This is a genomic window from Pseudomonas sp. M20, assembly GCF_045037865.1.
In the GTDB taxonomy this organism is placed as follows: Bacteria; Pseudomonadota; Gammaproteobacteria; order Pseudomonadales; family Pseudomonadaceae; genus Aquipseudomonas.
Window position 1 is genome coordinate 3,008,669 of sequence record NZ_CP173611.1, and the last position, 14,944, is coordinate 3,023,612.

Below are 14,944 nucleotides of genomic sequence, written 5' to 3' on the forward strand. Positions count from 1 at the left end.
ACTCAGGGTAGAGGGTTGCGGCGAATGTGGCGAGGGTGGCCACTTGGCTTCATACCGCCAAAAACAAAAGATCGCAGCCTTCGGCAGCTCCTACAGAGGATCGCATTCCAATGTAGGAGCTGCCGAAGGCTGCGATCTTTTGATTTTCAAGCCTGAGCGTCCGCCTCGGCGATTTGCGTCCACATCGCCGGGCCACCGGCAGACTTGGCAATAATTTCCAACCGCGCCAGATGCGCCGCCAGTTCATCTTCCGTCGCACGAATGATCCGCGCAGGCTGACGATCCGCCGGCAAGCGCCGAATCTCGGTTGCCGAGTTGTCCGCGCCATCGCCGGTGCCATTGCCGTCAGACGCATTGCCCGCCAGCGACAGACTGGTCTGGCCACCGGTCATGGTCAGGTAGACGTCGGCGAGAATCTCCGAGTCGAGCAAGGCGCCGTGCAGCTCACGGCCGGAGTTGTCGACGCCATAACGTTTGCACAAGGCATCGAGGCTGTTGCGCTGCCCCGGGTGACGTTCCCGGGCCATCATCAGGGTGTCGAGGATCGAGCAGTGCTGCGTGATGTCAGCGCGATCCTGCTGGCCCATCAAGGCGAATTCGTTGTTGATGAAGCCAACGTCGAACGCCGCGTTGTGGATGATCAGCTGCGCGCCTTTGATGAACTCGAAAAACTCATCGGCGACTTCGGCAAAACGCGGCTTGCCGACCAGGAATTCGTTGGTGATGCCGTGAACGCCGATGGCGCCTTCATCACTCTCGCGATCCGGTTGCAGGTAAACGTGAAAATGCCGGCCGGTCAGGCGTCGGCCGATCAGTTCGACGCAGCCGATTTCAATGATCCGGTGACCATCGGTCACCGGCATGCCGGTGGTTTCGGTATCGAGTACAACGGATCTGGTGGCCATCAGTGTTCAGCTCTCAACGGGTCGATCTTGCAAAAAACGCGGATGTTAGCACGCTCGGTGGGGTGTTTCAGGTGGACCGTGTCGCGCCCTTCGCGAGCAGGCTCGCTCCCACATTGGAATGCATTCCAACTTAGGGCATCAGATCTGGAATGCATTTCCCTGTGGGAGCGAGCCTGCTCGCGAAGGCCGCGACACGGTGTAACGACAAAATCAGCTCTGCTTGTAACCGCGGACCTCATCCACCCCACGATTAGCCAACTGGTCCGCCCGCTCGTTACCATGATGGCCAATATGCCCACGCACCCATTTCCAGGTGACCTTGTGGCGGTTGACCTGCTCGTCCAGTTCTTTCCACAGATCAGCGTTCTTTACCGGCTCTTTCGCGGCGGTTTTCCAGCCGCGCTTCTTCCAGTTGGCCATCCACTCGTTGATGCCCTTCATCACGTACTGCGAGTCGGTCACCAACAGCACTTCACACGGACGCTTCAAGGCTTCGAGGCCACGAATCGCGCCGAGCAGTTCCATGCGGTTGTTGGTGGTATTGGCTTCGCCGCCCCACAGTTCCTTTTCGACGCCCTTGCACACCAGCAAGGCGCCCCAGCCGCCCGGGCCGGGATTGCCCTTGCAGGCGCCGTCAGTGAACAGTTCTACGGTGTCGACGCTTTCAACGCTTTCGCTCATGCCAATCTATCCAGAAAAATGCCTGTCTTGCCGATCACGGACCGACAATGACCGAGGCCGGGACAAGCCCGACCACAAATAAAGAAGGTTTACGGTTCGATGCGCCGGCGATTGACCTTGGCCATGGGCAGCGGAATCAGCTTGCCCATCGGCTCGCGACGCTCCTGACGCAGCGGCCGCAACCCAACCACGATCTTGCGCGCGACCAGTAAATAGAAGCCGCCGCCCGACAACTGCCAGTCACCGGCCTTGCGTTCCCAGCCGGCCAGACGGGCCTGCCACTTGGGTGACGCGAGCGGCGGACGATAGCACCCGAAGCGGCGTTTCTCCAGCGCGAAGCCCAGCAGATTGAGCCAGTCAGCAACCCGCGACGGCGAGATGCAGCGTGCCTGGCGCAAGGCGTCGTGGGCGAAAACATGGCGCAATCCCCAGGTGCTCCACGGGTTGATGCCGATGATCAGCAAATGCCCGCCGGGGCGCACACTGCTCGCCGCTTCACGCAGCAAACCATGGGGCGACAGGCAGAAATCCAGACCGTGCTGCATCACTACCACGTCGGCAGCATGCTCGCTCAGCGGCCAGGCCTGTTCTTCGCAGACGATCTCGACGCCGGGCAACGGCGCGCCAAGGCGCACATTTCGCTGCACTTGCGGCGCCGCCGGCGGAGTTTCGGCCGACGGCCCGTAATGCACCAGATAACCGCCAAAGAACCGACCCAACTCGTCTTCGAGCATGCGCCGCTCTTCATCGAGCAGAAATTGCCCGAGCGGGCCGGACAGCCATTCACGGGCTGCACCGATCAAGGCCAGCCAGTCAGGATCAGCCTGTGCGAACGCTTTATCACTCATCGCATTCTCCAAAGCGCCAGGAACTACTAAGATGCGCCAATGTTTCCCGCTTGGCGAATTCCGACAATGATACAGATCAGTGCCCTGCCCGCGTTCACCGACAACTACATCTGGTTGTTACAGGATCACCGCACCCAGCGCTGCGCTGTGGTCGACCCGGGCGATGCCGCGCCGGTTCAGGCGTGGCTTGCAGCGCATCCGGGCTGGGTGTTGAGCGATATCCTGATCACCCACCACCATCATGATCACGTCGGCGGCGTCGAACGCCTGAAAGCGGCGACCGGCGCCAAGGTCTACGGGCCGGCCAGCGAAAACATTCCGGGACGCGATGTGGCGCTCAAGGATAACGACACAGTCAGCGTGCTCGGCTGGGACTTCGACGTCTATGCGGTGCCCGGTCACACCCTGGGACACATTGCCTATTACCACCACGGTCTGCTGTTCTGCGGCGACACGCTGTTCGCTGCCGGTTGCGGACGTTTGTTCGAAGGCACGCCGGAGCAAATGCACCACTCGCTCAGCCGCCTCGCCGCGTTACCGGAAGATACGCTGATCTACTGCACCCATGAATACACTCTGAGCAATCTGAAGTTTGCCGCCGCCGTCGAGCGGGGCAACCCGGACATTGCCGCCCGTCTGGAAAAAGTCACCCAGCAACGGCAAAACGGCGTGATGACCCTGCCTTCGACCCTGGCCCTGGAAAAACTCACCAACCCGTTTTTGCGCACCACTGAAACATTAGTTACACAAAAAGTGGACGAACGGGCAGGCGCTCAAAACCGGGCGCCGAGCGAGGTATTTGCGGCTCTGCGGGCCTGGAAAGATACGTTCTAAGTGACCCAGCACTTGATACAAAAATTCTGAATGGTTGACCTAGGGGGGTGCGCTTTCTAGAATCGCCCGACATTTTTGCCCGGAACTTACTTCCAGCCAATGTCGTCATCCATACGTAAGTCCGTCAATTCAGACGCATTGACCCGCCTGGCGCAAGCCATCGCGGTGGCTGTGTCCGCCACGCTGGCGGGCTGTTCCAGCCATGCTCCGCAGACTGAAGCGACCCATACGCCGAACATTGCTGCGCGAGCCAAGCAGAAGCCGATCTGGCTGACCGAAAAGCCCAGCCCACAGGTTCCCCAGGATATCTGGGAACGCATGCGCCAGGGCTTTCAGCTGCAGGAAGGCCTCGGCGTCAACCCGCGCATCGAGCAGCAGCGCCTGTGGTTCGCCAGCAATCCCTCTTTCCTCGAGAACGCCGGCGAACGCGGCAGTCTCTATATTCATTACATCGTCGAACGCCTCGAAGAACGCAACATGCCGCTGGAACTGGCCCTGCTGCCAGTGATTGAAAGCGCCTACAACCCGATGGCCTATTCCCGGGCCGATGCTGTAGGGCTGTGGCAGTTCATTCCTTCCACCGGGCGTTACTTCAACCTGCGTCAGACCCGCTTCTATGATGGCCGTCGCGATATCACCGCTTCGACCACGGCAGCCATGGACTACCTGACCCGCCTGCACGACATGTTCAACGGCGACTGGTTGCTGGCCCTGGCGGCGTATAACGCCGGTGAAGGTACCGTCAGCCGCGCGATCGAACGTAACGAAAAGCTTGGCCTGCCAACCGACTACTGGAACCTGCCGCTGCCGGCGGAAACCCAGGCGTACGTGCCGAAACTGCTGGCATTGTCGCAAGTGGTACTGGCGCCGGAAGCCTACGGCGTGAACCTCAACCCGATCGCCAACGAACCGTACTTCCAGGTCGTCGAAATCAACCAGCGCATGGACCTGTCGAAAGTTGCTGCGGTGGCCAACATCGACGAAGACGAACTGTTCCAGCTCAACCCGGCCTTCAAGCAGCGCACCACCATCGACGGTCCTCAGCATTTGCTGGTGCCAACGTCGAAGGCGCAATTGCTCACTGCCAGTTTGCAGACCATGCGGCCTGACGAACTGATCAGCCCGCGCTCGCTGAAGCCGGTGTTCGAGGGTGCCGATCCTTCCGAAGTGGCAAAACTCAAGCGTGCTTATCGCGTGAAGCGTGGCGATAACCTCGGTTCCATTGCCAAGGCCAACAAGGTCGAAGTCAAGGATCTGCAACGCTGGAACAAGCTGACCGGCAAGAACCTCAAGGTCGGCCAGACCCTGGTCATGCAGGACACCACCAAACGCGCACCGGCTCGCAAGTCCGGCCGGGTCAACACGGTGGTTGCGGCCAACAGCAAGAGCAAAGGCAAAGACGACAGCGCGCAGCAGACTCAGTACAAGGTCAAGCGCGGCGACACGCTGTACGTGGTGGCCAAGCGCTTCAACGTTGAGATGCAGCATCTCAAGCGCTGGAATCCGGGTGCGGGTAAAGCACTGAAGCCGGGGCAGATGCTCACGGTTTATCAGCCGCACTGACAGATGAGCCCCTGAGATTTCGGGGGCTTTTTTTTGGTGATGTTTTTGTGGTGTGCTTTAGATCCATCCCCCTCACCCCAGCCCTCTCCCCACGGGGGCGAGGGGGAAAGGGAGCCGATCGAGGGCTTTTCAAAACGTGAGTTCGACTCGGTATTGCACGTCGGTGCAGCTCGAAGAAACAACTCGGTCAGTCCCCTCTCCCCCCGGGAGAGGGTTAGGGTGAGGGGCTCTTCGCGCAAACGATTAACCGCGCATTAACCCGCATCTTTTTCCTGTCCAGACAAGCTGTTACTGTACGGCCCACTAAGCCCAAGCCGCCTGGATCGGATCTGACTTGAAGCGTCCCCTCCTCCTGCTCCTGATCAGCCTGGCCTTGAGCTCAACCGCAAGCGCGACGATTACCCAAAGTCACGGTTATGCGCAGTTCGGCACGCTCAAGTACCCGGCCAGATTTACCCACTTCGACTGGGTCAACCCGCAAGCGCCCAAGGGCGGTACGTTGCGGGTGATGGCGTTCGGCACCTTCGATACGGTCAACCCGTACACGTTCAAGGGCACCAGCCCGGTCACCACAGCGAATTTCCTCCAGTACGGCATCAATGAGCTGAACGAGCCGCTGATGGTCGGTACCGGTCAATATTCGCCGTCCGGCGACGAGCCGGCGTCGAGCTACGGCTTGATCGCGCAATCGGTGGAGTACAGCGAAGATCGCAGCTGGGTCGTCTTCAACCTGCGTCCTGAGGCGCGTTTTCACGACGGCACGCCGATCACCGCTTATGACGTAGCGTTCTCCTATCGAACGCTGCTCAAGGACGGCCATCCGCTGTACCGCACTGCGTTGCAGGAAGTACTGCGGGTCGACATTCTCAACAAACAGCGCATCCGCTTCGTGCTCAAGCGCTCGGGCAATCCGCTGCTGATCCTGCGCCTCGGTGAGTTACCGGTGCTGCCGCAACATTACTGGAAAGACCGCGACTTCAAGGCCACCACCTTCGAACCGCCACTGGGCAGTGGCCCCTATCGCATCACTTCGGTGACGCCGGGTCGACAGTTGATCTTCGAACGGGTCAAGGATTACTGGGGCAAGGACTTGCCGGTCAATCGCGGCAAGTACAACTTCGATCGCATGGAAGTCGAGTTCTACCGCGACAGCGATGTCGCCTTCGAAGCGTTCAAGGCTGGCGAGTTCGACATCTACATCGAGCATCAGGCGAAGAACTGGGCCAACGGCTACAACTTCCCCGCCGTACGCCGAGGCGACGTGATCAAGGCGCAGATCCCGCATCAGATCCCGACCCAGAGTCAGGGCCTGTTCATGAACACCCGCCGTGCGACGTTCTCGGACGTTAAGACCCGTGAAGCGCTGGGCCTGATGTTCGATTTCGAGTGGACCAACCGCGCACTGTTCAGCGATGCCTACAAACGCACCACCAGTTACTACCCCAACAGTGAATTCACAACCTCCGGCCTGCCGGTCGGGGGTGAATGGCTGATGCTCAAGCCGTACAAGGAACAACTGCCGGCCAAGCTGTTCACCGAGCCGTTCACCCTGCCAAAAACCGACGGGCGCGGCATTCCCCGGGAAACCATGCGCAAGGCATTGGCGTTGCTCGCCGAAGCCGGCTGGAAGCTCAACGGTCAGCGCCTGCAAAACGCTGACGGCCAACCGCTGCGATTCGAGCTGTTGCTGGTCAATCCGAACCTGGAGCGCCTGTACCAGCCCTACATCGAGAATCTCAACAGCATCGGCATCGACGCGCGCCTGCGCACCGTGGATCGGGCGCAGTACAAACAGCGCCTCGATCAATTTGATTTCGACATGATCTCGATGACGCTCAACCAGACCTTAAGTCCGGGCCTTGAGCAGTGGCAGTACTTCCACTCCAGTCAGGTGAACGTCAAGGGCAGCAAGAATTACGCGGGCATCGCCAACCCGGTGGTCGATCACCTGCTCGAACAATTGCTCGCCGCGCGCACTCGCGACGAACAGGTCGCCGCTGGCAAGGCGCTCGACCGCGTGCTGCTCTGGCAGCATTACAGCATTCCCAACTGGTACCTCAATTATCACCGTCTGGCCTACCGCAACCGGTTGGCCTTCGTCACCACGCCGCCCTACACCCTGGGCCTGAGCGCATGGTGGCTGAAGTCTTCGGAGAAAGATCGATGAAACCCATCCGCGCCCTGCTCGTCCAGGCCAGCGGCTTGCTGTTCGCCGGGCTGGCCTTTGCCGCCCCGCAACACGCCGTGACCCTGTACAACGAGCCGCCGAAATACCCGGCTGATTTCAAACAATTCGATTACGTGAACCCCGATGCGCCCAAGGGCGGCGTTTTTCGTCAGGCCGGATTCGGCGGCTTCGACAGCCTCAACCCGTTTATCAGCAAAGGTGTGCCAGCCGATGACGTCGGGCAGATCTACGACACCCTGACCAAACACAGCCTCGACGAGCCGTTCACCGAATACGGCCTGATCGCCGGCAAAATCGAAAAAGCCCCGGACAACAGCTGGGTGCGTTTCTACCTGCGCCCCGAAGCACGTTTCCATGACGGCCACCCGGTGCGCGCCGACGACGTGGTATTCAGCTTCAATACGCTGACCAAGGAAGGCTCGCCGATGTTTCGCGGCTACTACAGCGACGTATCCGAAGTGATCGCCGAAGACCCGCTGAAAGTGCTGTTCAAGTTCAAACACAGCAACAACCGCGAATTGCCACTGATCCTCGGCCAGTTACCGGTGCTGCCGAAACACTGGTGGGCCGATCGCGATTTCAACAAGGGCAACCTGGAAATCCCGCTCGGTAGCGGCCCGTACAAGGTCGCCGAAGTGAAGGCTGGCCGTTCGGTGCGTTACGAGCGGGTCAAGGATTACTGGGGCAAGGACCTGCCGGTCAACCGTGGCTTCTACAATTTCGACACGATGACCACCGATTACTACCGCGACAACACCGTCGCCCTCGAAGCGCTGAAGGCCGGGCAGTTCGATTACTGGCTTGAAATGACCGCGAAGAACTGGGCCAACGCCTACAACATTCCGGCGGTCACCGAAGGTCGCCTGATCAAGGAACAGATCGCCAACAGCAACCCGACCGGCATGCAGGGTTTCGTCTTCAATCTGCGCCGCCCGCTGTTCCAGGACGCGCGAGTGCGTCAGGCGCTGGGTCTGCTGTTCGATTTCGAGTGGACCAATAAACAGCTGTTCAACGGTGCCTACTTCCGCACTCGCAGCTATTTCGAGAACTCGGAAATGGCCGCCACCGGCCTGCCCGATGCCGATCAACTGGCGATCCTCGACCCGTTCCGCAGCAAACTGCCGGCGCAAGTGTTCAGCGAAGCCTTCGAAAACCCGAAGACCGATGCCAGCGGCATGATCCGCGCCCAGCAGCGCGAGGCCTATCAACTGCTGCAGGAAGCCGGCTGGAAGATCGTCGACGACAAAATGGTCGACGCCACCGGCAAACCCGTGGTGATCGAGTTCCTGCTCGCGCAGACCGAATTCGAACGCGTACTGCTGCCGTTCAAGCGCAACCTCAGCGACCTCGGCATCGATCTGGTAATCCGCCGCGTCGACGTTTCGCAGTACATCAACCGCGTGCGTTCGCGTGATTTCGACTTGATGGTCGGCAGCTTCCCGCAGTCCAACTCGCCGGGCAACGAACAGCGCGAATACTGGATGAGTGCCGCCGCCGATAAACCGAGCAGCCGCAACACCATGGGCTTGAAGGATCCGATCGTCGATCAACTGGTCGAGAACCTGATCAACGCCGACTCGCGCAAAAGCCTGGTGGCCCACGCCCGTGCACTCGATCGAGTGCTGCAATGGGGTTATTACGTCGTGCCCAACTGGCACATCAAGACCTGGCGCGTGGCGTACTGGAACCACATCGGTCACCCGAAAGTCTCGCCCAAGTACGACATCGGGATTAACACCTGGTGGGTCAAGCCGAACGCAAAACCGGCGATAGAAGTCGAAACCAAACTGCAAGCCGACCCTGTGGGCACGGAGTAATCAGATGCTGGCGTATATTTTTCGGCGACTGCTGCTGATCATCCCGACGCTGTTCGGCATCTTGCTGATCAACTTCGTGATCATTCAGGCCGCGCCCGGTGGCCCGGTGGAACAGATGATCGCCAAGCTCGAAGGCTTCGAAGGCGCCACCAGCCGGATTGCCGGCGGCGGTGCCGAGGTGTCCGTGGCCGGTTCGTCCTATCGCGGCGCGCAGGGTCTGGATCCGGCGCTGATCAAGGAAATCGAGCACATGTACGGGTTCGACAAATCGGCCCCGGAACGCCTGTGGATCATGGTCAAGAACTACGCGACGCTGGATTTCGGCGACAGCTTTTTCCGCGACGCCAAGGTCATCGACCTGATCAAGGAAAAGATGCCAGTGTCGATCTCGCTGGGGCTGTGGAGCACGCTGATCATGTACCTGGTGTCGATCCCGCTGGGGATCGCCAAGGCCACGCGGCACGGCAGCCACTTCGACGTTTGGACCAGTTCGGCGATCATCGTCGGTTATGCGATCCCGGCGTTCCTCTTCGCGATCCTGCTGATCGTGGTGTTTGCCGGCGGCAGTTATCTCGACTGGTTCCCGCTAAGGGGCCTGACCTCGAACAACTTCGATGAACTGAGCATGGGCGGCAAGATCCTCGATTACTTCTGGCACTTGGCGCTGCCGGTGACGGCACTGGTGATCGGCAACTTTGCGACCATGACCCTACTGACGAAAAACAGCTTCCTCGACGAGATCAACAAACAATACGTGGTCACCGCCAAGGCCAAAGGCCTGACCCGTCATCGCGTGCTCTACGGCCACGTGTTCCGCAACGCCATGCTGCTGGTAATTGCCGGGTTCCCGTCGGCGTTCATCGGCATTTTCTTCACAGGCTCTCTGCTGGTGGAAGTGATTTTCTCCCTCGACGGCCTCGGGCTGATGAGTTTCGAAGCGGCGATCAACCGCGACTACCCGGTGGTGTTCGGTACCCTGTTCATCTTCACCCTGCTCGGGCTGGTGGTGAAACTGATCGGCGACCTCACCTACACCCTGGTCGATCCGCGCATCGACTTCGAAAGCCGGGAGCATTGAGATGAACCTGTCCCCTCTCAACCGCCGCCGCTTCGAACTGTTCAAGGCCAACAAGCGTGGCTGGTGGTCGCTGTGGCTGTTTCTGATCCTGTTCGGCCTGAGCCTCGGCGCCGAGCTGATCGCCAACGACAAGCCATTGGTGGTGCATTACGACAACAACTGGTACTTCCCGGCGATCAAACGCTACCCGGAAACCACCTTCGGCGGCGAATTCCCGCTGGAAGCCAACTACAAGAGCCCGTACATCCGCGAATTGCTCAAGGCCAAGGACGCGTGGGTGCTGTGGGCGCCGATTCCCTACAGCTACCAGAGCATCAACTACGACCTGAAAGTCCCGGCCCCGGCCCCGCCCTCGGCGGACAACCTGCTCGGTACCGACGATCAGGGCCGCGACGTACTGGCGCGGGTGATTTACGGCTTCCGCATTTCCGTGCTGTTTGCGCTGACCTTGACTGTGTTGAGTTCGATCATCGGCGTGATTGCCGGTGCGTTGCAGGGCTTCTATGGCGGCTGGGTCGATCTGGCCGGGCAGCGTTTTCTGGAGATTTGGTCGGGGCTGCCGGTGCTGTATCTGCTGATCATTCTCGCCAGTTTCGTCCAGCCCAATTTCTGGTGGTTGCTGGGGATCATGCTGCTGTTCTCGTGGATGAGCCTGGTCGACGTGGTGCGCGCCGAGTTCCTCCGTGGACGTAACCTTGAATACGTGCGTGCGGCGCGGGCGCTGGGCATGCAGAACGGCGCGATCATGTTCCGCCATATCCTGCCCAACGCGATGGTCTCGACCATGACGTTTATGCCGTTCATCCTCACCGGCGCCATCGGCACCCTCACCGCGCTGGACTTCCTTGGTTTCGGCTTGCCGGCCGGCAGTCCGTCGCTGGGTGAACTGGTCGCGCAGGGCAAATCCAACCTGCAAGCGCCGTGGCTGGGCATGAGTGCCTTTGCCGTGCTGGCGCTGATGTTGAGTTTGCTGGTGTTTATCGGCGAGTCCGCTCGCGATGCCTTCGACCCGAGGAAGTGAAATGAATCAGGACAATCTGATCGAAGTGCGTGACCTCGCCGTCGAATTCGGTTTCGGCGAGCGCGTGCACCGGGTCGTCGAAGGCGTGAGTTTCGACATCAAGCGCGGTGAAACCCTGGCGCTGGTGGGCGAATCCGGCTCGGGCAAATCGGTGACCGCGCACTCGATCCTGCGCCTGCTGCCCTACCCGATGGCCCGTCATCCCGCCGGCAGCATCAACTATGCCGGGCAAAACCTGCTGGGCCTCAGCGAAAAGACCATCCGGCATATTCGCGGCAACCGCATCGCGATGATCTTTCAGGAGCCGATGACTTCGCTGAACCCGCTGCACTCGATCGAGAAGCAGATCAACGAAGTGCTCGGCATCCACAAAGGCCTGACCGGTAAAGTCGCGACCAAGCGCACGCTGGAGCTGCTGGAGATGGTCGGCATTCCCGAGCCGCACAAGCGCCTCAAGGCCCTGCCCCACGAATTGTCCGGCGGCCAGCGTCAGCGGGTGATGATCGCCATGGCTTTGGCCAATGAACCGGAACTGCTGATTGCCGACGAACCGACCACGGCGCTGGACGTGACCGTTCAGCTGAAAATCCTCGATTTGCTCAAGCAATTGCAGGCCCGATTGGGCATGTCGCTGTTACTGATCAGTCACGATTTGAACCTCGTGCGAAGAATTGCGCATCGCGTATGTGTCATGCAGCGCGGTTGCATCGTCGAACAGGCATCGTGCGCAGAGCTGTTCCGTTCGCCGCAGCATCCGTACACTCGCGAATTGCTCGGCGCGGAGCCCAGCGGAGGCCCGGCGAGCAATAAAATCGGCGCGCCGCTGCTTGAAGTCGAGGACCTGAAAGTCTGGTTCCCGATCAAGAAAGGCCTGCTCAAGCGTACGGTGGATCACGTCAAGGCAGTGGACGGCATCAATTTCAGCCTGCCCCAGGGTCAGACCCTGGGGATTGTGGGGGAAAGCGGTTCCGGCAAATCCACGCTGGGTCTGGCGATTTTGCGGCTGATCGGTAGCAAAGGCGCGATCCGCTTTGAGGGCAAGCAGCTAGACTGCCTGACGCAGAACGAGGTTCGCCCGTTGCGGCGGGAGATGCAGGTCGTGTTTCAGGACCCGTTTGGCAGCCTGAGCCCGCGCATGTGCGTCAGCGATATCGTTGGCGAAGGCCTGCGGATTCACAAGATGGGCAGCGCCGAGGAGCAAGAAGCGGCGATTATTGCGGCATTGAAGGAGGTAGGTCTGGATCCGGAAACCCGGCACCGCTACCCCCACGAATTTTCCGGTGGGCAACGGCAACGAATCGCCATTGCCCGGGCCTTGGTGCTGAAACCGGCGCTGATCCTGCTGGACGAGCCGACTTCGGCGCTCGACCGGACGGTGCAGCGGCAAGTGGTGGAGCTGTTGCGTTCACTGCAAGCCAAGTACAACCTGACGTATTTGTTCATCAGCCATGACCTGGCTGTCGTCAAAGCGCTGAGCCACCAGTTGATGGTGGTCAAGCATGGCCAAGTGGTCGAACAGGGAGACGCGCAAAGTATTTTTGCCGCCCCCCAACATCCGTATACACAGCAGTTGCTGGAAGCCGCTTTTTTGGCACCAGCCACTGCGCAATAACCTGAAAGAGGAGCAACACATGGGTTTTCTCGCCGGTAAGCGCGTACTGATCGTCGGTGTCGCCAGCAAGCTGTCCATCGCATCCGGCATTGCTGCCGCCATGCATCGCGAGGGCGCTGAGCTTGCCTTCACTTATCAGAACGACAAACTGAAAGGTCGTGTTGAAGAATTCGCCCAAGGCTGGGGTTCGAGCCCTGAGCTGTGCTTCCCGTGCGACGTGGCCAGCGATGAAGAAATCGCCAAGGTCTTCGAAGCACTGAGCAAGAAGTGGGACGGCCTGGACTGCATCGTTCACTCCGTTGGTTTCGCCCCGGGCGACCAACTGGACGGCGACTTCACCGAAGCCACCACCCGTGACGGTTTCCGCATCGCTCACGACATCAGCGCCTACAGCTTCGTGGCCCTGGCCAAAGCCGGCCGCGAAATGATGAAAGGTCGCAACGGCAGCCTGCTGACCCTGTCGTACCTGGGCGCCGAGCGCACCATGCCGAACTACAACGTCATGGGCATGGCCAAGGCTTCGCTGGAAGCTGGCGTGCGTTACCTGGCCGGCTCTCTGGGCCCGGACGGCACCCGCGTCAACTGCGTATCGGCTGGCCCGATCCGTACCCTGGCAGCCTCCGGCATCAAGAACTTCCGCAAGATGCTGGCCGCCAACGAAGCGCAAACCCCGCTGCGTCGCAACGTCACCATCGACGAAGTCGGCAACGCCGGCGCCTTCCTGTGCTCCGACCTGGCGTCGGGCATCAGCGGTGAAATCATGTACGTCGACGGTGGCTTCAACACCACCGCCATGGGCAACATCGAAGAGTGATCTTCGCTTAGCCAATAAAAAACCCGCCTTTTCAGGCGGGTTTTTTATTGGCCGAAACACTGTCCCCTGTGGGAGCGAGCTTGCTCGCGAAGACGTATTCCGCCACACCGATAACCTTTCTGACGCGCCGCCGATTGGTCACCTGATCTTTCCGAATATTGGCCGTTTGAATGCGCCACCCTGCGGACTACTGTGATTGCACTCCCAACCCTCACAGGTAGCCTGCCATGAAAGCCCTGCCCTTCTTCGCCGCCGCCCTCGCCCTGAGCCTTTGCACCTCGGCCGCTTTCGCTCACGATCCCTCGGAAAAAGTCACGGTCCTGCAAGACCAGATGCTGAAAAACGCCCCGAGCAAAAAAGCCATGATGATCGAGGTCGACTACAAACCCGGCCAGTCTTCCATTGCCCACAAACACGACGGCACCGCCATGGCTTACGTGCTCGAAGGTGAAGTGATTTCCCAGGTCAAAGGTGAACAGGCGATCACCTACAAGAAAGGCCAGTTCTGGTACGAGCCCGCCGGCTCCGAACATCTGGTGTCAAAAAATGCCAGCAAAAGCAAACCTGCCAAGTTGCTGGTGTTCTTGGTGCTGTCCCCGGATGAACAGGTGTTGATCCCGCTGAAAAACTGATGGCTGTTTAATCAGCCATAAATAAACGGGCGCAAATCGACGATTAGCGCCTTTTTATTTCCCTGCGCAATTAGCCGCTACGGGTTAAAGCCAATCAAACTATTGCTCTGGTTTTATTACAGCAAATTGTCAGCTTGGCGGGTTTAGTCTGAATTAACTGTCGTCGCCGACGGCATTTCAAACTTTCCGACTGATGTTGTTTCACGGGAGAAACACCATGAAACTTGCGTTCACCAGTGTACTGGCGATATCGGTTTTGGCTCTGTCCGCCTGTTCGGTACCCACCGCGCCGCAAGCCGTTTCCTCACTGGATACCCTGCTCCCCCATCCCACCGGCCGCAGCAGCGCCGCGCAAGTGAAAAGCGGTCCCGGCGTGTCCTTGGGCGTGATCTACAGCCCAAGCACCCAGACCAACCGCGAATACCTGCGCGACTATCAGGCCAACGCTGGCACCGGTTTTGGCCAGAGCCTGCTGGTGCAACCGATCCATGACGCCTACGTCGCCAGCTCGAAACCAGACATGGCGGTGGAATGGGTCAACGCATCCTTGCAACGCCAGTTCGGCTCGGTGACGGTGTATCCGAATATGCAAAGCCTGCGTGCGGCCAGGCCGGATGTGGTAGCAATCGTCGACACCCACAGTCAGTTGATCACTTCGCGCAGTTCCGATATCAAGGCCGATGTCAGTGCCGACTTTTATGATGCGCAGTTGAACTATATCGGTACGGCGAAAGGTTCCGAGGCGAGAGAGTTGACGCCAGTATGGGCGGACTTCAAACGGTCGGAAGAGATAGTTGCCGACATTAATCAGCAGCAGGATGTGCAAGTTCGGGCGCTGCAGAAGTTTGACCAGTCGCTCAACAATTTAGTCGCGCGGCCTGCGGATAAAGTGTCGATGCTTGATAGTAAACAAGGTCAGAAGTTGTATTGACAGTAAGGGCCTCTTCGCGA

The 14,944-nt window shown here is 59.6% G+C and carries 13 protein-coding genes; 10 read left to right on the forward strand and 3 right to left on the reverse strand.

The genetic code is table 11. The annotated features are described in order from the left end of the window. Positions 1-146 precede the first annotated feature (146 nt). From dnaQ to ACI514_RS13295, 3 genes are all read right to left on the reverse strand, one after another. The gene (gene dnaQ / locus ACI514_RS13285; protein ID WP_160057464.1) at positions 147-905 is read right to left on the reverse strand and encodes a DNA polymerase III subunit epsilon; all 759 of its coding nucleotides are present in this window, start codon (positions 903-905) and stop codon (positions 147-149) included. A 210-nt stretch (positions 906-1,115) separates the two neighbouring features. Beyond that, positions 1,116-1,586, reverse strand: a complete 471-nt coding sequence (rnhA, locus tag ACI514_RS13290) for a ribonuclease HI (protein WP_007910572.1) — start codon at positions 1,584-1,586, stop codon at positions 1,116-1,118. An 89-nt stretch (positions 1,587-1,675) separates the two neighbouring features. Continuing rightward, on the reverse strand, positions 1,676-2,434 hold the full coding sequence (locus ACI514_RS13295; RefSeq protein ID WP_007910573.1) for a class I SAM-dependent methyltransferase: 759 nt from the start codon (positions 2,432-2,434) through the stop codon (positions 1,676-1,678). Positions 2,435-2,500: 66 nt separating this feature from the next. Between ACI514_RS13295 and gloB the strand changes: the two genes are divergently transcribed. From gloB to ACI514_RS13345, 10 genes are all read left to right on the forward strand, one after another. After that, entirely contained in the window at positions 2,501-3,268 is a 768-nt protein-coding gene (gloB, locus tag ACI514_RS13300) for a hydroxyacylglutathione hydrolase (RefSeq protein WP_405124027.1), read from the forward strand. A gap of 99 nt (positions 3,269-3,367) precedes the next feature. Beyond that, entirely contained in the window at positions 3,368-4,831 is a 1,464-nt protein-coding gene (locus ACI514_RS13305) for a transglycosylase SLT domain-containing protein (protein WP_038366034.1), read from the forward strand. A gap of 334 nt (positions 4,832-5,165) precedes the next feature. After that, positions 5,166-6,998, forward strand: coding sequence for an extracellular solute-binding protein (locus tag ACI514_RS13310; RefSeq protein ID WP_405124028.1), 1,833 nt, complete (start codon positions 5,166-5,168; stop codon positions 6,996-6,998). Next, positions 6,995-8,836, forward strand: a complete 1,842-nt coding sequence (locus ACI514_RS13315; RefSeq protein WP_405124029.1) for an extracellular solute-binding protein — start codon at positions 6,995-6,997, stop codon at positions 8,834-8,836. Before ACI514_RS13310 ends, ACI514_RS13315 begins: the two co-directional genes overlap by 4 nt. Positions 8,837-8,840: 4 nt before the next feature. Next, the gene (locus ACI514_RS13320) at positions 8,841-9,914 is read left to right on the forward strand and encodes a microcin C ABC transporter permease YejB (RefSeq protein ID WP_150650480.1); all 1,074 of its coding nucleotides are present in this window, start codon (positions 8,841-8,843) and stop codon (positions 9,912-9,914) included. A 1-nt stretch (position 9,915) separates the two neighbouring features. Beyond that, positions 9,916-10,935 (forward strand): ABC transporter permease, encoded by a 1,020-nt coding sequence (locus ACI514_RS13325; RefSeq protein WP_064587187.1) that lies wholly within the window; start codon positions 9,916-9,918, stop codon positions 10,933-10,935. Position 10,936: 1 nt separating this feature from the next. Then, entirely contained in the window at positions 10,937-12,547 is a 1,611-nt protein-coding gene (locus ACI514_RS13330; protein ID WP_405124030.1) for an ABC transporter ATP-binding protein, read from the forward strand. Positions 12,548-12,566: 19 nt separating this feature from the next. After that, on the forward strand, positions 12,567-13,361 hold the full coding sequence (gene fabI / locus ACI514_RS13335; protein ID WP_007910591.1) for an enoyl-ACP reductase FabI: 795 nt from the start codon (positions 12,567-12,569) through the stop codon (positions 13,359-13,361). A gap of 227 nt (positions 13,362-13,588) precedes the next feature. Beyond that, a complete protein-coding gene (locus ACI514_RS13340) occupies positions 13,589-13,993 on the forward strand; it encodes a cupin domain-containing protein (RefSeq protein ID WP_405124031.1) in 405 nt (134 codons plus the stop codon). Between the two features lie 217 nt (positions 13,994-14,210). Then, on the forward strand, positions 14,211-14,924 hold the full coding sequence (locus ACI514_RS13345) for an ATPase (protein ID WP_160057458.1): 714 nt from the start codon (positions 14,211-14,213) through the stop codon (positions 14,922-14,924). Positions 14,925-14,944 lie beyond the last annotated feature (20 nt).

Excerpts from the sequence above, each read along its gene's own strand:
- dnaQ (WP_160057464.1), bottom strand. The coding sequence starts at position 905 with ATGGCCACCAGATCCGTTGTACTCGATACCGAAACCACCGGCATGCCG.
- rnhA (WP_007910572.1), bottom strand. The coding sequence starts at position 1,586 with ATGAGCGAAAGCGTTGAAAGCGTCGACACCGTAGAACTGTTCACTGAC.
- ACI514_RS13295 (WP_007910573.1), bottom strand. The coding sequence starts at position 2,434 with ATGAGTGATAAAGCGTTCGCACAGGCTGATCCTGACTGGCTGGCCTTG.
- gloB (WP_405124027.1), top strand. The coding sequence starts at position 2,501 with ATGATACAGATCAGTGCCCTGCCCGCGTTCACCGACAACTACATCTGG.
- ACI514_RS13305 (WP_038366034.1), top strand. The coding sequence starts at position 3,368 with ATGTCGTCATCCATACGTAAGTCCGTCAATTCAGACGCATTGACCCGC.
- ACI514_RS13315 (WP_405124029.1), top strand. The coding sequence starts at position 6,995 with ATGAAACCCATCCGCGCCCTGCTCGTCCAGGCCAGCGGCTTGCTGTTC.
- ACI514_RS13320 (WP_150650480.1), top strand. The coding sequence starts at position 8,841 with ATGCTGGCGTATATTTTTCGGCGACTGCTGCTGATCATCCCGACGCTG.
- ACI514_RS13325 (WP_064587187.1), top strand. The coding sequence starts at position 9,916 with ATGAACCTGTCCCCTCTCAACCGCCGCCGCTTCGAACTGTTCAAGGCC.
- ACI514_RS13330 (WP_405124030.1), top strand. The coding sequence starts at position 10,937 with ATGAATCAGGACAATCTGATCGAAGTGCGTGACCTCGCCGTCGAATTC.
- fabI (WP_007910591.1), top strand. The coding sequence starts at position 12,567 with ATGGGTTTTCTCGCCGGTAAGCGCGTACTGATCGTCGGTGTCGCCAGC.
- ACI514_RS13340 (WP_405124031.1), top strand. The coding sequence starts at position 13,589 with ATGAAAGCCCTGCCCTTCTTCGCCGCCGCCCTCGCCCTGAGCCTTTGC.
- ACI514_RS13345 (WP_160057458.1), top strand. The coding sequence starts at position 14,211 with ATGAAACTTGCGTTCACCAGTGTACTGGCGATATCGGTTTTGGCTCTG.